Origin of the sequence: Thauera sp. 2A1 (genome assembly GCF_009469595.2) — a bacterium.
GTDB lineage: Bacteria > Pseudomonadota > Gammaproteobacteria > Burkholderiales > Rhodocyclaceae > Thauera.
This window is the reverse complement of record NZ_SSXV01000009.1, coordinates 42,103-60,612: the sequence shown is the minus strand read 5'-3', so window position 1 is coordinate 60,612 and position 18,510 is coordinate 42,103. Positions and strand designations below refer to the sequence as shown.

At 67.9% G+C, this 18,510-nt stretch carries 17 protein-coding genes; 7 read left to right on the top strand and 10 right to left on the bottom strand.

The annotated features are described in order from the left end of the window. The first annotated feature begins 6 nt into the window (after nucleotides 1-6). The gene (locus GH664_RS10370) at nucleotides 7-1,278 is read left to right on the top strand and encodes a YeaH/YhbH family protein (RefSeq protein WP_153167998.1); all 1,272 of its coding nucleotides are present in this window, start codon (nucleotides 7-9) and stop codon (nucleotides 1,276-1,278) included. Next, the gene (locus GH664_RS10365) at nucleotides 1,275-2,837 is read left to right on the top strand and encodes a SpoVR family protein (RefSeq protein WP_153167997.1); all 1,563 of its coding nucleotides are present in this window, start codon (nucleotides 1,275-1,277) and stop codon (nucleotides 2,835-2,837) included. The genes GH664_RS10370 and GH664_RS10365 overlap by 4 nt, the downstream gene beginning before the upstream one ends. A 78-nt stretch (nucleotides 2,838-2,915) precedes the next feature. On the opposite strand, the gene GH664_RS10360 is transcribed toward GH664_RS10365, so the two are convergent. Together GH664_RS10360 and GH664_RS10355 are read right to left on the bottom strand one after the other, a co-directional pair. Beyond that, nucleotides 2,916-3,608 (bottom strand): HAD family hydrolase, encoded by a 693-nt coding sequence (locus tag GH664_RS10360; protein WP_153167996.1) that lies wholly within the window; start codon nucleotides 3,606-3,608, stop codon nucleotides 2,916-2,918. A 35-nt stretch (nucleotides 3,609-3,643) separates the two neighbouring features. Next, entirely contained in the window at nucleotides 3,644-3,943 is a 300-nt protein-coding gene (locus GH664_RS10355) for a cytochrome c (protein WP_153167995.1), read from the bottom strand. 259 nt (nucleotides 3,944-4,202) lie between these two features. On the opposite strand from GH664_RS10355, the gene GH664_RS10345 reads away from it, so the two are divergent. Next, nucleotides 4,203-4,910: a TIGR02594 family protein gene (locus tag GH664_RS10345; RefSeq protein ID WP_153167994.1), complete on the top strand. Its 708-nt coding sequence runs from the start codon at nucleotides 4,203-4,205 to the stop codon at nucleotides 4,908-4,910. Between the two features lie 25 nt (nucleotides 4,911-4,935). Here GH664_RS10345 and GH664_RS10340 read toward each other — a convergent pair whose 3' ends face one another. Then, nucleotides 4,936-5,340 carry an integron gene (locus tag GH664_RS10340; protein WP_153167993.1) on the bottom strand — a complete coding sequence of 135 codons (405 nt, stop codon included), beginning with the start codon at nucleotides 5,338-5,340 and terminating at the stop codon, nucleotides 4,936-4,938. Between the two features lie 173 nt (nucleotides 5,341-5,513). Between GH664_RS10340 and prfB the strand changes: the two genes are divergently transcribed. After that, a protein-coding gene (gene prfB, locus GH664_RS10335) for a peptide chain release factor 2 (RefSeq protein ID WP_153167992.1) occupies nucleotides 5,514-6,618 on the top strand; the annotation gives its coding sequence in 2 pieces (ribosomal slippage) (nucleotides 5,514-5,594 and nucleotides 5,596-6,618; 1,104 coding nt in all). A gap of 83 nt (nucleotides 6,619-6,701) precedes the next feature. Here the strand turns inward: prfB and GH664_RS10330 are convergent. Then, nucleotides 6,702-7,211, bottom strand: a complete 510-nt coding sequence (locus GH664_RS10330) for a YMGG-like glycine zipper-containing protein (protein WP_153167991.1) — start codon at nucleotides 7,209-7,211, stop codon at nucleotides 6,702-6,704. A gap of 24 nt (nucleotides 7,212-7,235) precedes the next feature. After that, entirely contained in the window at nucleotides 7,236-7,664 is a 429-nt protein-coding gene (locus GH664_RS10325) for a hypothetical protein (RefSeq protein WP_153167990.1), read from the bottom strand. Between the two features lie 223 nt (nucleotides 7,665-7,887). Here GH664_RS10325 and GH664_RS10320 point away from each other — a divergent pair, with 223 nt between their 5' ends. Further along, nucleotides 7,888-9,195 (top strand): hypothetical protein, encoded by a 1,308-nt coding sequence (locus GH664_RS10320; RefSeq protein ID WP_153167989.1) that lies wholly within the window; start codon nucleotides 7,888-7,890, stop codon nucleotides 9,193-9,195. A 10-nt stretch (nucleotides 9,196-9,205) separates the two neighbouring features. Then, a complete protein-coding gene (locus GH664_RS10315; RefSeq protein WP_153167988.1) occupies nucleotides 9,206-9,907 on the top strand; it encodes a hypothetical protein in 702 nt (233 codons plus the stop codon). A 20-nt stretch (nucleotides 9,908-9,927) separates the two neighbouring features. On the opposite strand, the gene GH664_RS10310 is transcribed toward GH664_RS10315, so the two are convergent. Next, nucleotides 9,928-10,626 (bottom strand): type 1 glutamine amidotransferase, encoded by a 699-nt coding sequence (locus GH664_RS10310; RefSeq protein WP_153167987.1) that lies wholly within the window; start codon nucleotides 10,624-10,626, stop codon nucleotides 9,928-9,930. A gap of 2 nt (nucleotides 10,627-10,628) precedes the next feature. Then, complete coding sequence (locus GH664_RS10305) at nucleotides 10,629-11,258, bottom strand: hypothetical protein (protein WP_153167986.1); 630 nt, start codon at nucleotides 11,256-11,258, stop codon at nucleotides 10,629-10,631. Nucleotides 11,259-11,432: 174 nt separating this feature from the next. Here GH664_RS10305 and GH664_RS10300 point away from each other — a divergent pair, with 174 nt between their 5' ends. Continuing rightward, nucleotides 11,433-14,225, top strand: coding sequence for an AAA family ATPase (locus GH664_RS10300; RefSeq protein ID WP_153167985.1), 2,793 nt, complete (start codon nucleotides 11,433-11,435; stop codon nucleotides 14,223-14,225). A gap of 78 nt (nucleotides 14,226-14,303) precedes the next feature. On the opposite strand, the gene GH664_RS10295 is transcribed toward GH664_RS10300, so the two are convergent. The 3 genes from GH664_RS10295 to GH664_RS10285 form a co-directional block, all read right to left on the bottom strand. Beyond that, nucleotides 14,304-14,627, bottom strand: a complete 324-nt coding sequence (locus GH664_RS10295) for a DNA-binding transcriptional regulator (RefSeq protein WP_153167984.1) — start codon at nucleotides 14,625-14,627, stop codon at nucleotides 14,304-14,306. Beyond that, nucleotides 14,611-15,060 carry a type II toxin-antitoxin system RelE/ParE family toxin gene (locus GH664_RS10290; RefSeq protein WP_228111462.1) on the bottom strand — a complete coding sequence of 150 codons (450 nt, stop codon included), beginning with the start codon at nucleotides 15,058-15,060 and terminating at the stop codon, nucleotides 14,611-14,613. The genes GH664_RS10295 and GH664_RS10290 overlap by 17 nt, the downstream gene beginning before the upstream one ends. Nucleotides 15,061-15,329: 269 nt before the next feature. After that, nucleotides 15,330-18,464: a DUF3427 domain-containing protein gene (locus GH664_RS10285; RefSeq protein WP_153167983.1), complete on the bottom strand. Its 3,135-nt coding sequence runs from the start codon at nucleotides 18,462-18,464 to the stop codon at nucleotides 15,330-15,332. Nucleotides 18,465-18,510: the final 46 nt, after the last annotated feature.

Sequence of the window (18,510 nt, the reverse complement as noted above, 5' to 3'; positions counted from 1 at the left end):
GGCATCATGGCCCGCATCATCGACCGACGTTTCGACAGCAAGGGCAAGAGCACCGTCAATCGCCAGCGCTTCATGCGCCGCTTCAAGCACCAGATCCGCAAGGCGGTGTCGGAGGCGATCCACGGCCGCTCGATCCGCGACCTCGACAATGGCGAGCAGGTCAGCATCCCCGCGCGCGACCTGTCCGAACCCATCCTGCACCAGGGCCGCGGCGGCATCTGGGAACAGGTCTTCAGCGGCAACGACCAGTTCTCGTCCGGCGACCAGATCAAGCGGCCGTCCGGCGGCGGGGCTGGCGGCGGTGGTGGCAAGGGCGAAGCCGGCAACGAGGGCGAGCACGAGGACGACTTCGTGTTCCAGTTGTCGCGCGAGGAGTTCCTCGACCTGTTCTTCGAGGACCTGGAACTGCCGCGGCTGATCCGCACGCAACTGGCCTGCATCACCGACTACAAGACGCGCCGCGCCGGCTTCACCTCCGACGGCGTGCCGGCCAACATCAACGTCGTACGCTCGCTGCGCGGTGCGCTCGGCCGCCGCCTCGCCCTGGGTTCGCCCTACCACGCGCGGCTGCGCGAGCTGCAACAGGAGCTCGACGACGCCCTGGACGAACTTGGCGAAGACAGCGCGCCGGTGCTGGCGCTGCGCGACCAGATCGGCCGCGTGCGGGCGAAGATCGACAACATTCCCTTCATCGACAGCTTCGACCTGCGCTACAACAACCGGGTGAAGGTGCCGCAGCCGACCACGCAGGCGGTCATGTTCTGCCTGATGGACGTGTCCGGCTCCATGGACGAGGACCGCAAGGCCACCGCCAAGCGCTTCTTCATGCTGCTGCACCTGTTCCTGACGCGCACCTACGAGCGCATCGAGGTGGTCTTCATCCGCCACCACACCGTGGCCCAGGAAACCGACGAGGAGGAGTTCTTCCACTCGCGCGAATCGGGCGGCACCGTGGTGTCCAGCGCGCTGGTGCTGATGCGCGACATCATCCGCGAGCGCTATGCCAACGGCCAGTGGAACATCTACGGCGCCCAGGCTTCCGACGGCGACAACTGGCAGAACGACTGCGCCGTCAGCCGCGACCTGCTCACGCAGGACATCCTTCCCGCCTGCCAGTACTTCGCCTACATCGAGATCACCGACGGCGACCCGCAGAACCTGTGGCAGGAGTACGAGTCCGTACGCGCCACGCGCAACAACTTCGCCATGCAGCGCATCCAGTCGCCGGCCGACATCTATCCGGTGTTCCGTGAACTGTTCAAGAAGAGCCTGTCATGAAACGCGCAACCAACACCCGCCACAAGCCCGCGCCAGCCCCCCTTCCCGCCACCTCGGAATGGTCGTTCGACAGCATCGAGCAGTACCACACCGAGATCGCCCGCGTCGCGAAGGACTACGGCCTCGACACCTATCCGGTGCAGATCGAGATCATCACCGCCGAGCAGATGATGGACGCCTACGCCTCGGTCGGCATGCCGGTCAATTACCACCACTGGTCCTTCGGCAAGCAATTCATCTCGACGGAGAAGAGCTATCGCCGCGGCCAGATGGGGCTGGCCTACGAAATCGTGATCAACTCCGACCCCTGCATCGCCTACCTGATGGAGGAGAACACGCTGACCATGCAGGGCCTGGTGATCGCCCACGCGGCCTATGGCCACAACAGCTTCTTCAAGGGCAACTACCTGTTCCGCACCTGGACCAACGCCGACGCCATCATCGACTATCTCCTCTTCGCGCGGAACTACATCACCGAGTGCGAGGAGCGCTACGGCGAGGAAGAAGTGGAGTTGCTGCTCGACTCCTGCCATGCGCTGATGAACATGGGCGTCGACCGTTACCGCCGCCCCGGCAAGCTATCGGTGGCGCAGGAGAAGCTGCGCCAGCAGGAACGCGAGGAATACCTGCAGAGCCAGGTGAACGACCTGTGGCGCACCCTCCCGGCACAGGAACTGCGCGATGACGAGCGCAGCCGGCGCCCGCGCTTCCCCGCCGAGCCGGAGGAGAACCTGCTCTACTTCATCGAGAAGAACGCGCCGCTGCTCGAACCCTGGCAGCGCGAGGTGGTGCGCATCGTGCGCAAGGTCGCGCAGTACTTCTTCCCGCAGCGCCAGACCCAGGTCATGAACGAGGGCTGGGCCACCTACTGGCACTACACCCTGCTCAACACGCTGTACGACGAGGGCTTGCTGGCCGACAGCTTCATGCTCGAGTTCCTGCAGTCGCACACCAACGTGGTGGCGCAGCCGCCCTACAACAGCCGCTGGTACAGCGGCCTCAACCCCTATGCGCTGGGCTTCGCCATGTGGCGCGACATCCGCCGCATCTGCGAGGACCCCGACGAGGAAGACCGCCGCTGGTTCCCCGAGATCGCCGGCAGCGACTGGCGCGAGACTTTCGACTTCGCGATGCGCAACTTCAAGGACGAAAGCTTCATCGCCCAGTACCTGTCGCCCAGGGTGATGCGCGACTTCCGCCTGTTCGCGGTGCTCGACGACGACCGCGAGGACAAGCTCAAGGTCTCCGCGATCCATGATGAATCCGGCTTCCAGCGCGTGCGTGAAATCCTGTCCGAGCAATACAACCTGGGCAACCGCGAACCGAATGTCCAGGTGTGGAACGTCGACCTGCGCGGCGACCGCTCGCTGACCTTGCGCCACCAGCAGCACCAGCGCCGGCCGCTGGGCGACAGCACCGAGGAGGTCATGAAGCACGTCGCCCGGCTGTGGGGCTTCACCGTGCGGCTGGAGACGGTCGACGAGGCCGGCGAAGCGCGCCTGATCCACGAGGCCAAGGTCGAACGCCCCGGGCGATACGCCGGTGTGGAGGTGGCCTGAGGGGGAAGCTGGAGGTCGGGCGCCGACGGGGCACGCATGCGGCAGATGCCGCTCGGCGCGTCGCCTCCGAGGCGCAGGCTAGCCCAGCGCCGCAACCAGCTCGCTCAGGTCGGCCAGCTCCAGATGCGGCGTCGGCTCATGCGGCCACCGCGCGTCGCCGCGATTGACCCACGCCGCCTGCATGCCGGCGGCGCAAGCGGCGATCACGTCGAGCAAGGCATCGTCGCCGACGTGCAGCACCTCTTCCGGCTGCACGCCCACCGCCTGGGCGGCGACATGGAAGATGCGGGGGTCGGGCTTGGAGATGCCCACTTCGCGTGCAGCCACGCTGGCGACGAAGAAAGGCCCAAGCCCCAGCCGCGCGGGCTCGGCGTTGCCGTTCGACAGGCTCACCAGGGGATAGCGCGCGGCGAGGAATTCCAGCGCCGGGAGCGCGTCGGGATAGAAACTGACGTTGTGGCGCTCGGCGATGAACACGTCGAACGCCGCTCCGGCCAGTCCGGGGTCGTCGCCAGCCGAGCTCAGCGCGATGCGGATCGACTCGCGACGCAGGGCCGTCATGTCGTGCGCCAGCTCGGGGCGCTGCCGCCCGACGGCTTCGCGAACCTCGCGCAATGCCTGGGGGCTGGCGTAGCGGGAGGCCGTTGCCGGCGCATTGACGGCGAGCCAGTCGTGGAGCACCCGCTCCGCACGCTCGATGGTGGGCCAGATCGGCCACAGGGTGTCGTCCAGATCCAGCGAGATGGCCTTGATGCGTTCTATCTTCAGCATGGCTGCCATGGTAACCGACGGCGCGCGCCTGTTTGCTAAGGCGTCCGCGGCGCGAAGTGGTAATGCCGCGCGTTGAGGTAGCGGACGACCTCGGCGACATCCGCATCACTCCATCCCAGCCCGGCGACGCCCTGCCAGCGACGCACCTCGAACGCCAGGCTCTTCCAGTCGGTCGCCGCCTTCTTGTCGCGCCAATGCACCTGCACGTTATGGCAGGCGTCGCAGTGGGTGGCGTACAGCAGCTCCCCCCGCCCCGGATCGCGCACCACAGGCGCGCCGGCGGCCGATGCCAGGGAGGAGGTGAGCATCAGGGCAAGGGCAAGCGTTCGAGTCATTCTTCTCTCCCCAACAGTCCTTTTCTAACTATAGGCGCGCAATTGGACTCCATCGGCAATCCATCGCGCACTCCATCCTGCCAGCCTTCCCCGCCACCGCAACGGCGCCAGGAGCCGAATCGACACTGCGCCAGGCAAGGCTGCGCCGAAGCCGCAAGATTCATCTTGCAAGTCCCCGGCCGTTGTCTATGTTGAGACAGTCCATCGCAGCAGGCCGCCTGCCCGCCCATGATCGCGCGGCACTTCGCAGAGGTGAGTCATGAATGTACGCGACATACAGACCGCACTGAAGGCAGCCGGATTCGATCCCGGCCCGGTGGACGGCGTGCGCGGCAGGAAGACGATCGCGGCGATCAAGGCCTTCCAGCAGAAGAACGGGCTGACAGCCGACGGGATCGTCGGCCCGAAGACCGCCGAGAAGCTGTTCAAGGGCACGGCACCGGCAGGCGCGCGCTTCGACACCCCGGGCACCATGCCCTGGCTGCAGACCGCCTTCGAGCTGATGGGCACGCGCGAGAAACCCGGCAAGGGATCGAACGAGGCGATCCTCGGCTGGGCGCATGACCTCGAGATCCTGTCCTACAACGACGACGACATCCCGTGGTGCGGCCTCTTCGTCGCGCACTGCATCGGCTCCCAGCTTCCGGACGAAGCGCTGCCGAACAATCCGCTCGGCGCACGCGCGTGGGAGAAATTCGGCCTCAAGGCCACCCCGCAACTGGGGGCGGTGATGGTGTTCTGGCGCGGCTCGAAAACCAGCGGCCTGGGACATGTGGGCTTCTACTGGGCCGAGGACGACGAGGCCTATCACATCCTCGGCGGCAACCAGAGCAATGCGGTGACCATCACACGGCTGGCGCGCGATCGACTGGTGCAGGCACGCTGGCCACGCACCGTGCCGCCGCCGACCGGCATCGTCCGGCTGGCCGACAAGCAGGGCAAGGTGCTGTCGCAGAACGAAGCCTGAAGCCCGAAGCTCGAGAAGCCCCGTATCAGCCGGCCTCGCGACGCACGAAGCGGTCGGACACCCAGCCCGAAGTGCATGGCCCACGGTAAGGCTGACGCGCGCGCTGCGGCGATGACACTCCGCAGTCGCGGCCGTCCGCTGCATGCACGACACCCAGCCATGCGCCGCGCGAATCGCACAGCCACAACCGGGCGCCGGCCCGGAGCCGATCGGTGATCGCGAAACGCAGCCCCGGGCCGCGTCGAAGCGCGAGGAAGCTCCCCGGCCCACCCCGCAGCCCGACGACGATGCCGGTCGACGCGCAGGCGTCCAGATCCGGTTCGCCTCCGACCATGACCGGGACCGACTCCATCGATGGAACATCGGCCAGCACCTGGCCACTGGTGCCGAGGGCACCCAGCACGATGCCCATCACAATTGAACGGCGCATATCTTCCGCTCCCCGCATCGATCTTCACGCAGACGGGCTGCCCCGGACTCGCCCACTGGACAAGCTCCGCCATCGACACGCGCCCCTGAGGACGCAGAAGCGCGGCAATTAGCCGCCGGACTGCCCGGTGCCAGTATAATTCACGGTTTCCCAGATTCAGCCGGAGCAGTTCCATGGACGCCGAACGCCTTAATGCCATCGCCGAAAAACTCGCCGACCTCAGCGCCCGGGGCCGCGAACTACGGAGGTATCTTTGACTACGATGTGAAAGCATCGAAGCTCGAAGAGGTCAATCGCGCGCTGGAAGATCCGGCCGTGTGGAACAACGCCGAGCGCGCGCAGGAGCTGGGCAAGGAGAAGCGCCAACTCGAGGACGTGGTGGTCACGCTGCAGAAGATCGACGCCCAGGCGCGCGACCTGCAGGATCTCTACGACCTGGCCGAGGCCGAGAGCGACGACGACACCTTCGAGGCGGTCGAGGCGGACCTCGGCGGCCTGCAGGCGGAAGTCGAGAAGCTCGAGTTCCGCCGCATGTTCAGCAACCCGATGGACCCGAACAACTGCTTCATCGAGATCCAGGCCGGCGCCGGCGGCACCGAGGCGCAGGACTGGGCCGGCATGCTCGAGCGCATGTACCTGCGCTACTGCGAGAAGAAGGGTTTCGGCGTCGAGGTGCTGGAAGAAACCGAAGGCGAAGTGGCCGGCCTCAAGAACTGCACGATCAAGATCAGCGGCGAATACGCCTACGGCTTCCTGCGCACCGAGACGGGCATCCACCGCCTGGTGCGCAAGAGCCCGTTCGACTCCAACGCGCGCCGCCACACCAGCTTCACCTCGGTGTTCGTGTTCCCGGAGGTCGACGAATCCATCGAAGTGGAGATCAACCCGGCCGACCTGCGCATCGACACCTACCGCGCCTCGGGCGCCGGCGGCCAGCACATCAACAAGACGGACTCGGCGGTGCGCATCACCCACGTGCCGACCAACACCGTGGTGCAGTGCCAGAACGACCGCTCGCAGCACAAGAACAAGGCCGAGGCCATGTCGATGCTGAAGGCACGCCTGTATGAGCTGGAACTGCGCAAGCGCCAGGCCGAGCAGCAGAAGCTGGAAGACAGCAAGAGCGACATCGGCTGGGGCCACCAGATCCGCAGCTACGTGCTGGACCAGTCGCGCATCAAGGACCTGCGCACCAACCACGAGGTGGGCAACACCCAGGCGGTGCTCGACGGCGACCTCGACGACTTCATCGCTGCCAGCCTCAAGCAGGGGGTCTGATTCCGGCAGGCGGGCGCCCTGCCCGCCGCTGTCGCCGCCCATGGAAACGCCGCCCGCTCGGGCGGCGTTCGTCGTTTACGGCCTCAGCGTCGCGGCGGGGGCGGAGGCGGATAGTAGTAATCGGAGGGATCGTAGGGCGCATCGGACGGCGCCCACTGGCGATAGCGGTAGGCGCGCGAATAGCCCGGGATCTGGTTGCCCTTGGCGTACATGCACTGCTGGTAGGCGATGTCGTAGCGTCGCTGGGCGTCGGCGCCGGCATAGGCCGCCTGCGACGAGCCGCTCGCCGTTCCGGCCAGCAGTCCGACCCCCGCGCCGGTCGCGGCGCCGCGATTGCCACCGACGAGCGCACCGGCCGCCGCACCCACCGCGGTACCCACGGCCGCGCTGCCCACCACGTTCTGAGCCGACACGTCGTTGCGCGTCAGGCCGATGGACTGCTCGGCGTAGAAGCGGCACTCACGCTCCTCCTGCACGAAGAGGTCGAAGGGCTTGCCCGGCGCCGGCATCACGGCAACGCGCGGCCCGGTCGGCACGGCAACGCAGCCGGTCAGCAAGGCCAGCGGCAAAACCATGTAGAGGCGTTTCATCATCGTTCTCCCACTCGACAGCCGCGCTCAGTCTTCACGCAATCCCGGCGGCACGGCCGGCACGGTGCGCCAGCCTCTGGGGCAGCGCTGCACATAGGGGTAATAGGCGTCGGACTCGGGGCAGAAGTACCACACGGGCGGCGCGGCCTGAGGCGCAGGCTGCACGATCACCGGCTCGGGCTCGGGCGGCTGCACCACCACCGGCGGATACGGATAGACCGGGCGCGGGTAAAGGAACCACGTTCCCGCCACCACCCACCACCAGCCAAGGTGGCCTTCATGGTGGCCGTGCACCCACTGCCCGCCGCGCCATTGCTGATGGTCGAAATGGCGCGCGACCGCCCGGCCGCGGAAATCACCCCGGTCGGCATGGGCGGGCAGCACGAAGGACGACGTCACCGCCGCGACGCAGGCCAGGCCCGCAAGGCGGGCAAGGCGATTCAGGGGAGTTTTCATGGTGTTTCCTCCTGCATCCGAGAGATCGCCGGCAACCCGCTCAACCGGGCGCAACCGGCCTGAAATCCATGAAAATTCTCCCTCTGCGGCGAACGGCGCGCAGGCGGCAAGATGTAAGGATCGGTAAGCCGCACGGCTATAATCCCGCGCTTTGCGCCGTGTGCGCGTGGGCGTGCTTTCCGGCATGCCCGCGCGCACTTGCAGCTCCCCGAGCAGCGTGTCCTTGAACGACGAACCCGCCCCCTACCACGACTTCCTCGCCGCCGGCGTCGACGCGGACGAAGTGCCCGAGCTGGCCGCGCTGGATGCCGCGCGCCCGCTGCTCGACGCCTTCATCACGCTGTTCCGCGGCACGGAGGCCGAAGTGCTGATGCGCCTGCTGGTGCTGCGCGAGATCGGTCGCGAAGCCGAGGCGCCGCGCTGGTCGCCGGAAGCGCTGCGCGCCCGCTTCGTCTATCTGGATGCGGTCAAGCTCGAGACCGTGCTCAAGCGCCTGCGCGACAACACGCTGCTCGGCATCGGCGAGGACGGCCTGTACCACCTGTCGGACATGGGCCGCAACGCGGTGGCCGCGATCGCGATGCTGCTGCGCTTCGGCGAGGAGGAAGATGCGGAGCTCGGCTTCCTCACCGCCCAGCTCGCCGGCCTGCAGGCCGTAGGCGGGGTCAACGCCGAGTCGCTCGGCCACCTGCTGTCCAAGCTCAACGACCTCACCTGGCACTTCGAAGAGGCGATCGCCTCGGGCTCGGAATTCCGCATCCTCGACGCCCGCCGCCGGCTGTCGGCCAACGGCCGCTGGCTGCAGCGCGGCACCGAGCTGCTCAACACGCTGCTGGCCGACCCCGAGGTGGACTTCGACATCGCCCGCATCGCGCAGCGCATCGGCCTGGCGCAGTCGCGGCTGGCGCGGGTGGATGCCGCCTTCCAGCGCGCGCTGAACAAGATCGAGGCGCAGCGGGTCACGCTCGGCGGATCGGGCATTTCGTCGTCGGACGTCGCCGCCTGGCTGCGCCAGCTCGACGCGGGCGCGGTCGCCGCGCTGGCCGCCGACGCGCTGGCCCTGGTGCCGGACCTGCCGCTGCTCGCGGGCGGCCACGAACTGCTCGACCGCGCCGAGTCGGCGCTGGGCGACGAGCGCCTGCGCGCCGGCGTCGACGCGCCCTTGCCGCCCGCGGACACCGCGCCGCTCAGCCTCGCGCCCGAGGCCGAGGACCTCGCCCTGCTGCAGCATTTCACGCGGCGGCTCGAGACGCTGCCGGACGCGCAGCCGCTGCACCGGGTCGTCGCCGGCGGCGGTTTCGCACTCGCCAGCTACCGCCTGTCGCTGCTCGCCCTGCTCGCCGATGGCGCGGACGCCAGCCCGGCCAGCGGCCCCATCGCCGAGTTCATGCACCTGCCGCTGGACGTGCGCTTCGACGACACGCTCGTGCCGGTGGGCGAGGACGAGATCGCCGCGATCAATGCCGGCGACGTCTCGCGCCGAGTTTCGGCCCGAGACCCGCGCACCCCGGACGCCCCCCTCCCTGCCTGAGCACCGCCCCATGGATCACGACATCAGGACCCTCACCGCCCGCCTGCTCGCCCAGCGCTGGCTGCCGCGCAACGACCGCCTGGTGCGCCGCGCCCTGGTCGACGAGAGCTTCCGCCTGGAGCTGGACCGACGCCTCGCCGAAGTCGGCATGCAGTTGCTGGACAACCCCTACGCCGCCCATGTCGGCGTCGCGCTGCAGCCCGACATGGCCGAGCCGGTGTTCGGCGCCGGCCGCGAATACGCCGCCAGCAACCTCGGCCTGGGGCGCGACGAGATCGCGCTGCTGGTGGTGATCTGGTCGCTGATCGTGCTGCCCAAGCGCGAGCGCCAGGTCACCCGCCGCGAAGTCGTCGACGACGGCCAGGCGGACATGTTCGGCGGCGACAAGCCGGTGGCGCACGGCGACAGCGTATCGGGCAGTCTGTCCGAGGCCTCGCTGCTGGCCGATTTCGGCCCGCGCCTGGGCGGCAAGACGAAGATGGGCATCGCGCTGGGCAAGCTCTCGCGCCTGGGCTTCATCGAACGCCGCAACGGCGTGATCGGCGAAGGGCCGCTGCTCGACGTGGCGCTCGACTACCGCGTGATGGCCGACCGCATCATCCACGGCACGCTGGGCGAGGTGCTCGCCGCCGCCGGCCACACGCTGCCGCAGGCAAATGCGGCAGACGCGGCCGCGGACGAAGAGAACGAAGGGGACGAAGGGAACGCCTGACGCGGACGCCTCCGTCCGATTCAGCGCCCGCCGGCAGCGCGCAGGAAGGCCAACACCTCACCCATCAGGTCGTTGATCGCCAGGTACTTGTCGATCGGCGCGGCGAGGATCTCGGCCTCGGACTGGACGTGAGGCGCCGGCTGCAGTTCGGCGCGGCAGTGGTCGACGATCTGCTGCGCCGAGCCCGGCGTGGTCTCTAGGTGGAACTGCAGGCCGATCACCGCCTTGCCGAGCTGGAAAGCCTGGTTGTCGCAAGCCGCGCTGCGCGCCAGGCGCACCGCGCCCGGCGGCAGATCGAACGTCTCCCCATGCCAGTGAAAGACCTCGACCGACGGCGGGAAGCGGAACAGCGACGCGTCCTCGTGCGCCACGCCTTCGACCGCAAACCAGCCGATCTCGCGCTCGCGATTGGGGTAAACGCGCGCACCCAGCGCGCTGGCAATGAGCTGCGCCCCGAGGCACACGCCCAGCACCGGCCGGCCGCTGCGAATCATGTCGGCGATGAAACGCTTCTCGTCCACCAGCCAGGGGAAGCCGGCCTCGTCGTTGACGCTCATCGGGCCGCCCATGACCACCAGCAGGTCGACGGTGGCCGGGTCGGGCAGCGCCTCGCCCTCGTGGAAGCGGGTGTAGCCCAGGTCGTAGCCGGCCATCTCCAGCCAGGCGCCGATGCTGCCAGTGCCTTCGAATGCGACGTGCTGCAGGATGTGTGCGTGCATGGTCAGGGGTTCGCCGTATCGGTTGCGGGGACGCGGAAGTGGAACACCGTGTCGTCGTCCCAGTGTTCGAGCAGGATGCGCTGCACGCGCTGCTGCCACAGGGTAGCGAACTGCCGGCGCTGCACGTCATCCGCCTCGCCGCGGATGCAGCCCTGCAGCAGCCCGGACATTTCCTGCGCAGCCGGCACGCGCGACAGATCAGCCGCGGCGTCGATCGCCGCGCCGGAGTCCAGGCGCGTCACGCGCAGCGTCAGCGGAAGATGGGAATGGAAGGCCTGAAGGTCGCGGCGCACGAAATGCCCGCCGATGCCCTTGAAGCCGCCCTGCTGCGCCGCGCCGGTGACCAGCGTCAGCACGCTGGCGATGACGCCGGTGACGCCATGCTCCAGCGGTTCGGCGAAATCGACGCGCACCCCGCCGCGCTCGGGCATCTCGCCCGGATACAGCAGCGCCATCGCGCGGCAGGCCATCACGAAGGCCGAGGCCACCGTCGGGCAGGAATGCCCGGCCAGCCGCACCGCGTCCTCGTAGCCATACTCCAGCACCCCGCCTTCGGCGGCACCGAGGAATTCGGCCAGCGGATCGCGCACGCGGAGGCGCGGCACGAGACGGAAGAAATCGGGAAACTGCATGGGCTGCCTCGTGAGGTTTTTCGACCGACGCATTGTTCCGGCGCCCGCGCCACAGCGCATTGATGCAGCTCATTTCACACCGGTTTGCCGGCGCCCGGGGCCATCGGTACACTTCGCGCCTCGCATGTTGCCCGCTGCCCGCATCGCCCGCGGGCGGCACCACCCGAGCTGCCGATGTTCCACATCAAGACCCTAGAACTCGTCCATTGGGACTTCTGGCGCCGCTTCTCGCTGCCGCTCGACGCCCAGATCATCACCATCGTCGGCCCCAACGGCTCGGGCAAGACCACGCTGCTGGACGCGCTGCGCACGCTCTTCGCGCTGCGCTGCTCGGGCAAGCGCGACTTCCGCCGCTACGTGCGCCGCGCCGACCGCAGCTTTGCGTGGATCCGCGCCATCGTCGCCAACCTGCCGGGCAGCACCGGGCGGCGGCCGTTCTTCCCCTGCCTGTCGGACGAAGTCACCCTCGCCTGCCGCATCCGCAAGGCCGGCGGCGACTGGCTCCGCGACTACACCATCGTCGACGGCAACCAGGACATCGAGACGCTGGAAGCCACCAGCGACTGGATCGGCCTGCGCGACTACCAGCACCGGCTCGCCTGGGGCGGGCTGACGCCGGCCATCACGAAGGTGCTGGCGCTGGAACAGGGCGACACCGACAAGCTGTGCGAATACTCGCCCAAGGCGCTGCTGGAGCTGGTGTTCGATGTCTTCGGCGACAAGGAAGTGCTGGACAACTACCAGGCCGCGCGCGAGGAGCAGAAGAACGCGGAGCGCGAACTCGGCGAACTCGGCATCGACCTCGACCGCCTGAAGACCCAGGCCGAGGAAAAGAAGGCCGAGGCCAACCGTTACCTGGAGTGGAAGCAGCTCGCCGACGAGGCGCACGCGCTGCAGGCGGAGATCGTGCCGCGGCTGGAAGTCGCCGAGCTGGCGCGCGAGATCGCCGCCGAGCGCGAGGCCCTGCACCGCGCCGATCGCGAGCGCAACGACAAGCTCGCGGAGCAGCGCGAAGCCCGCGCCCGGCTGGACAAGGTCAAGGCGGAGCAGGACGCCGCCGCCACCGAACGCAAGCGCCTGAAGCAGCACGACGGCGACGCCGAACAGCGCCACCTCGCCGCGCACGACCGCGTGCGCGATCTGGAGAAGCTGCTGGCCGAGCGCGACGCGCTGCGCACCCAGCTCGCCGCCGAGCACGGCGCCGACGCCGTCGCGCTGGAACAGCAGCATGCCGAGGCCGATGCCGCCCTCGCCCGCCTGCGCAGCAGGGAGCGCGAGCTCGTCGCCGCCTTCGAGGAGCGCAGCGAGACCCTGCGCAACGAGCGCAATCGCAGCGGCCCGCCGGGCGATTCGGAAGTCGCGCGCTTCCGCGTGCGCTTGAGCGCGGAGGGCATCGCCCACGCCAGCCTGGCCGAAGTCGTCGAAGTCACCGACCCGGCCTGGCAGGCGGCGCTGGAAGCGATCCTGCGGCCCTACCGCCACCTGATCCTGCTCGAGCGCGAAGGCGACCGCCACGCCGCCTGGGCGCTGGGCGAGCGCGAACGCTTCCGCCACTTCATCGTCGCCGAGCGCGAACCCGCGCCGCCGCCGCGGCCGATGAGCCTGGCCGAAGTGGTGCAGTTCTCGGCGCCGGTGCCGCGCTGGCTCGCCGATCTGCTCAACCGCATCCGCCGCGTCGAGGACGCCGCAGCGGCGCGCGACCTGCCACGCGAGCAGGAATGGATCACCCGCGACGGCTACCACCGCGAGCGCCGCGGCGCGCGCCACCTGGGCCGGCCGCAGGAATTCCACTTCGGCGAACTCGCCCGCCAGTCGCGCATCGCCGCGCTGCAGGACGAGATCACCGGCCTCGACAAGCAGTTGCAGGCGCTGCGCCCCAAACTGGACGAAACCGCCGCCCGCCTCGCCACGCTGCGCCAGCGCATGCTCGGCCTGCAGTCGGCGCAGTTGCTGGCGGCCAAGGCCGAACGCTACGCCACCGCCGAGGCCGAACTACCGCAGGCGCGCAAGGCACTCACCGAGGCCATCGCCGACCGCGCCGACACGCGCGGCGCGTTGGACACACTGGGCGAGAAGCTGAGCGGCATCCAGATCGAGGTCGACCGCCGCGTGCGCGAGCAGAAGACGATCGACCTGCGCCTGGCCGACATCGCACGCGAGCACGGCCCGCGCCGCCGCGCCCAGGCCGAACGCATCCTGAGCCTGCGCCGCCGCCAGCGCGGCATGCCGGCGCACTGGCTGGATGCGGCTGACCTCGCCCTGCTCGCGGAAAGGTACGGCGACGCGCGCGGCGCCCGGCTGCAGGCCGAACGCCTGCGCCGCCACATCGACGAAGGCGACTGGATCACCGACCCGGCGGTACTCGCGGTGCGCGACCGCCTTGCCGCCGACGTCGCGCTGCGCGAGCGCGACTACCGCGACCGCCAGAGCTACTGCACCACCGCCCGCAACCACACCGAAGCCGCGCGCGCCGCCTACATTGCCAAGCTCCGCGCCACCGTGCGCCAGTATGCGAAGAACCTGAAGGCGCTCGGCGAACTCGCCAACGTCAGCGTCGACTGCCCCACCCCGCACCTGGAAAACGACGACGTCTCGCTCGCCCAGGCCGGCCTGGAAGTGCGCTTCGACTTCGACCGCAAGGGCGCGGTCGGCCTCAACGACGGCGAAGCCTCGGGCGGCCAGCAGGTCATGAAGTCGCTGATCCTGCTCATCGGCCTGCTGATGGACGACGCCCGCCCCGGCGGCTTCGTCTTCATCGACGAACCCTTCGCACACCTGGACGTCGCCAACATCGACCGCGTCGGCACATTCCTGCGCGCCACCCGCGCGCAATACCTCATCACCACCCCGGTCACCCACAACGCCAACGTCTTCGCCCCCGCCCAGCTCACCCTGGTCACGCGCAAGAAGCAGCCGGGCAACGACTGGGCACCGCCGATCGGGGTGTTGCAGCGGGCGGTGGATTGAGGATGACGCCAGATCGAATGACATGCTCCGAAGCGGGCCATCATGCCGGGGCTCCGGCGCGCGCAAGGGCGCGCGCCGTCAAAGCACCGCTTCGAGTCCCTTGCGCTCGATGATGTCGAGAAGCTTCTGCGAAGGGCCGCTTGGCCGCTTGTCGCCACCTTCCCACTTGCGCACGGTGGAGAGACTCGTATTCAGAATCGAGGCCAGCACCGCCTGACTGAGTTGCAGGCGCTCACGCAACGCCTTGATCCGGTCCGCATCGTAGTCGGGTACAGGGGAGACGCAGAGCAAGTCGTACTTCTGCATCCGGCGCATGTCGATGAAACACAGGCGATGCAGGTCCCCCGCCGTTTCATGCACGGCGTCCAGAATGTGGCTCTTGGGCTTAGCCTTGGTCGTCATGGCAAATCTCCTGCAAAGTTCCATCCGCAAGCGCGACATCGAGTTGCATGTCCGTTCGGGCCAGCAAGTCAGCCGCGATTGATTTGAGCGCTTCAAGTTCTTCGTCGCTGACATTCGCGCGCACGCTCTTCTCGAATCCGAAAACGAAAAACCACCGGCTCCCCTTGTTCGTGGCGACGAGGGTTCTTGCGCCGCCTCGTTTCCCACGGCCTCCCACGCTGACACGCTTCTTGAGCACCCCGCCGCCAAGATCGGCATCAATCAAGCCCGCCAGCATCTCGTCGACTGCGTTGCACAAGCCCGCGTCAGTGAGCTCGGTCTTCCGCATCCAGCGCTGGAAGTATCGCGTCTTGAATACTCTCTTCATCGGAAAACTATGCCACTGAGTGGCAGTTTTCGTCCAGAAGTTCCCGACATGCTGATCGAGTCCCATGTCGTCGAAGGCAATTTTGAACGGGCCCAGTGCGCACCGATCCCGCCAGCGCCAGCAGTTCCTCGCAGATCTCCACCGGACCGGGCGACAGGATCAGCGCAGACTTCACCTCGTGCAGATCGCCGTCGGGCACCGCATCTATAGTCGCCTATGGCTCCTAAACGAGGGCGAAGGCACTGTCCTCCGCCCCCACTCACCATGCACGACTGCGCCCCCTATGGGAGCGGCGAAACGCGATCGACGGCGCGGAAACTGGCGACACATGCCGCTCACTCGCCCCGAAGAATGCTGAACTCCCTGAACAACCGACTCGGCAAGGGCACGCTCAGCCGCCAGTGGATGCTCATCGGCTTCGCACCTTCAGCACGCTCCAGCGTCACCGGACCGCACGCGCGATATGGCGCCGCTGGATCCGTGCGAACAAACAATTGGAAGCGCCAGCCGTTGGCGGGGCTGTCCAGATAGCGACGGCCCGCTGGAGTCTCCGGCCCTGCGGAGTTCTGCGACTGCCAGTGAAACCGTTCGCGGCTGATCGCGTAGTCGCGGTACGCGATGCGCTCGTGGTAGCCCTCGCGCTTGTCGAGGGTCACGAACAGCAACTCGACCTTGCGCTCGTGCAATGCGAGGACGCCCGCCTGGAACGGGATGCGTCGGCTCGGTCTCAGCCAACCGAGGGCGGTCAAGAGCTCGCGGATGCCATAGGCCGCGTGAAGGCAGAGCGGCACATCCTCGAGGCCCGGAACAGCCTGCGCACGCAAGCTACTGCGCGACTGCAGAATCTCGCCGAGCTCGGCAAGCTCTGCCGCCTGCTCGGGATGGCTTTGCAACCGCTGCACGAAATCCTCGCCGCTCCCCTTCTGATGCTGCTGCGCATCGACCTGGTAGGCGAGCATCTGCAGCAAGAGACGATCCCTTTCGTTCTGCTCGCGGTAGGCAGCCCTGGGCTCACGTAGCGAGAGCAACAGATCGGTCCGCGCAGGATCGTCGATGTGCAGCAAACTGCCGAATCGGCGCCCGAAGTAATCGTCCTCACCGCCCGGCGGCGAGCTCAGCAGGCCCGCATCGCGCTTAAGGTTGGCCCAGCCCGAGCGGCCGCTTCTGCGATAGAGGTCGTCCAGCTCGATCGCCTGCTCGCTCAGGAATCTGGCGAGCTGGATGTCGTTGCGTCCGCGCAGCGCGGCAAAGGCCTGCAGCTCGGTCTTCAGCCGGCGCCAGTTCTGCTGCACCAGCTTGCGTAGGCTGCGCAGCACCTGCTCGCGCGTCTGGCGCTGCAGATGAATGTGGCAACCGGGCGGCAGCATGCCGAAGCCCTTGTCCACCGCATCGATCAACTGCGCGCGCGACAGCCCGGTGATCGTCGACAGCAGGCGATCGAAGCGAAACGCCTCGCGGTGCCGGCCGACGAAATCGAGGATCAGGCAGCTTTCCTTGCCCTTGGCCAAACGCAGGCCGCGGCCGATCTGCTGCTGGAAAAGCACCGGGCTCTGCGTCGGGCGCAACAGCAGCAGCGTATCGACCAGCGGCAGGTCGACGCCCTCGTTGTACAGGTCGCAGGTCACCAGCGCGGCGACTTCACCCTGCTCCAGACGCTTGGGCGCGCGCGCTCGTTCCTCCGCGGGCGTGTCACCCACGACGCACAGCGCCTTGATGCCAGCGCGATTCATCCGCACCGTCATGTCCTGCGCGTGCGCCACCGAGACGCAGAACACCAGCGCGCGCCCCCGCGCCGGATCGCCCGCCAGGCGCCGCCACTCGTCGAGCACCAGCCGCGCGCGGACATCGTTGCCGGTGACCAGCTTCTCGATCGCCGCGACCTCCCCTGCCTGCTGCCAGGGCACGGCGGAAAAATCGGTCTCGTCGTCGCAGGCGTAATACTCGAAGGGGCACAGCAACTGCTGATCGAGCGCGTGCCATAGCCGAAGCTCGACCGCTGGCGAGCCATCCGGTCGATTGTCGAAGTAACCCAGGATTGGTTCGCCATCGCTGCGCTCCGGCGTCGCCGTCAGGCCGAGCAACACCCTCGGACGCACAGTGCTGACAAAAGCATCAAAACGCCTCCCAACCATACGATGGCACTCGTCGACCACCACGGTGTGCCAGTAATCGGCACCGCAGCGGGAAACCAGCTCGCGGCCGGCCACGCTGTCGATGGTGGCGAAGAGATGGTCGAAGCCCTCGGGCTGGACACCGCCGACCAGCACCTCGCCAAAGGCGTGGTCGCGCATCACCTCGCGATAGGTGCGCAGCGCTTGCTTCAGGATCTCTTCGCGGTGCGCCACGAACAGCAGCCGCGGCCGCCCACCTTCCTGCTGGCAGAGCCGCTTGTAGTCAAACGCTGCCACCACCGTCTTGCCGATGCCGGTCGCGGCGACCACCAGGTTGCGCCAGCGGCCGTGATCCCGCTCGATCTGCAGTTGGTCGAGCATCTCCTGCTGGTAGGTTTTGGGCTCCAGATCGAAATAGGTCGGGCGTGCGATCAGTTCGTCCCCCGACTCGCGCCTGAGCGCCTCGCCCAGCGCCTTGCGGTGCGCAGGATTGGCGGCGTCGTAGCACTGGAACTCGCTGTCTTCCCACAGCGTCTCGAAGTGCGCGCTGGCGCGCTCGAACAAATCGGTCTGGCCGCGCTCGGTGAACTTCACCGTCCATTCCAACCCGCCCATCAAGGCGGCACCCGACAGGTTGGCACTGCCCACATAGGCGGAACCAAAGCCGGTGCGGCGGCGGAACAACCAGGCCTTGGCATGCAGCCGCGTGCGACGGCCGTCGAGCGACACCCGGATCTCGCAGCCCGGTAGCCGGGCGAGTTCGTCCAGCGCGCGGATCTCGGTCGCGCCGGTATAGGTGGTGGTCAGCACGCGCAGCCGCGTGCGCGGCTTGCCATCCGGCCCGACCGCAGTGATCGACTGCAGGATGTCGAGCAGCTTGCGTACGCCGGAATGCGTGATGAAGCTCACCAGGATGTCCACCTGATCGCAGGCCGCCAGTTCGCGTCGCAGTTCGGTCAGCAACGACGGCGAGCCCTTGCCCGCGGTGAAGAGCCAGGGTAAGGCGAGCCCGGTCTCCGGGATCGCAGGCCTGGGCGACTGCTGGTGGATGGCCTGCAGTATCTGCGGCGGAGCGGACAGCGTCTCGGCATCGCCCGCGCGCTTGCCGAGGCGCTGTTTCAGGCTGACGAGGAGGAAATTGACGAGGTCGAGCTGCTGGCGGAGCTTCTCCGCACCATCGCCGTGCAGGTCGTCGAGGATGCGGGAGAGTTGGGCGGCGAGCGCGTCGGCGAGACGCTCGGGGGCGTCCTCGGCGGTGAGGGGTTTGAGGCTGTGTGCGTGCTCGTCGGTCGTCCGGGTGACGGTGCTCCAGAGGGTTTCGGTAAGTAGCTGGTCATAAAGACCGTCGAACAATCCCATACGCATTCCTCTTGCCAAGCGGACGGCGGAGACGAACGATCCCCAA

What these genes read in the sequence shown, in the direction of transcription:
- GH664_RS10340 (WP_153167993.1), bottom strand. Translation starts at nt 5,340, where the DNA reads ATGCGCCGTTCAATTGTGATGGGCATCGTGCTGGGTGCCCTCGGCACC.
- GH664_RS10370 (WP_153167998.1), top strand. Translation starts at nt 7, where the DNA reads ATGGCCCGCATCATCGACCGACGTTTCGACAGCAAGGGCAAGAGCACC.
- GH664_RS10285 (WP_153167983.1), bottom strand. Translation starts at nt 18,464, where the DNA reads ATGGGATTGTTCGACGGTCTTTATGACCAGCTACTTACCGAAACCCTC.
- GH664_RS10315 (WP_153167988.1), top strand. Translation starts at nt 9,206, where the DNA reads ATGGATCACGACATCAGGACCCTCACCGCCCGCCTGCTCGCCCAGCGC.
- GH664_RS10355 (WP_153167995.1), bottom strand. Translation starts at nt 3,943, where the DNA reads ATGACTCGAACGCTTGCCCTTGCCCTGATGCTCACCTCCTCCCTGGCA.
- GH664_RS10295 (WP_153167984.1), bottom strand. Translation starts at nt 14,627, where the DNA reads ATGACGACCAAGGCTAAGCCCAAGAGCCACATTCTGGACGCCGTGCAT.
- GH664_RS10305 (WP_153167986.1), bottom strand. Translation starts at nt 11,258, where the DNA reads ATGCAGTTTCCCGATTTCTTCCGTCTCGTGCCGCGCCTCCGCGTGCGC.
- GH664_RS10360 (WP_153167996.1), bottom strand. Translation starts at nt 3,608, where the DNA reads ATGCTGAAGATAGAACGCATCAAGGCCATCTCGCTGGATCTGGACGAC.
- GH664_RS10345 (WP_153167994.1), top strand. Translation starts at nt 4,203, where the DNA reads ATGAATGTACGCGACATACAGACCGCACTGAAGGCAGCCGGATTCGAT.
- GH664_RS10310 (WP_153167987.1), bottom strand. Translation starts at nt 10,626, where the DNA reads ATGCACGCACACATCCTGCAGCACGTCGCATTCGAAGGCACTGGCAGC.
- GH664_RS10330 (WP_153167991.1), bottom strand. Translation starts at nt 7,211, where the DNA reads ATGATGAAACGCCTCTACATGGTTTTGCCGCTGGCCTTGCTGACCGGC.
- GH664_RS10290 (WP_228111462.1), bottom strand. Translation starts at nt 15,060, where the DNA reads ATGGGACTCGATCAGCATGTCGGGAACTTCTGGACGAAAACTGCCACT.
- GH664_RS10300 (WP_153167985.1), top strand. Translation starts at nt 11,433, where the DNA reads ATGTTCCACATCAAGACCCTAGAACTCGTCCATTGGGACTTCTGGCGC.
- GH664_RS10325 (WP_153167990.1), bottom strand. Translation starts at nt 7,664, where the DNA reads ATGAAAACTCCCCTGAATCGCCTTGCCCGCCTTGCGGGCCTGGCCTGC.
- GH664_RS10365 (WP_153167997.1), top strand. Translation starts at nt 1,275, where the DNA reads ATGAAACGCGCAACCAACACCCGCCACAAGCCCGCGCCAGCCCCCCTT.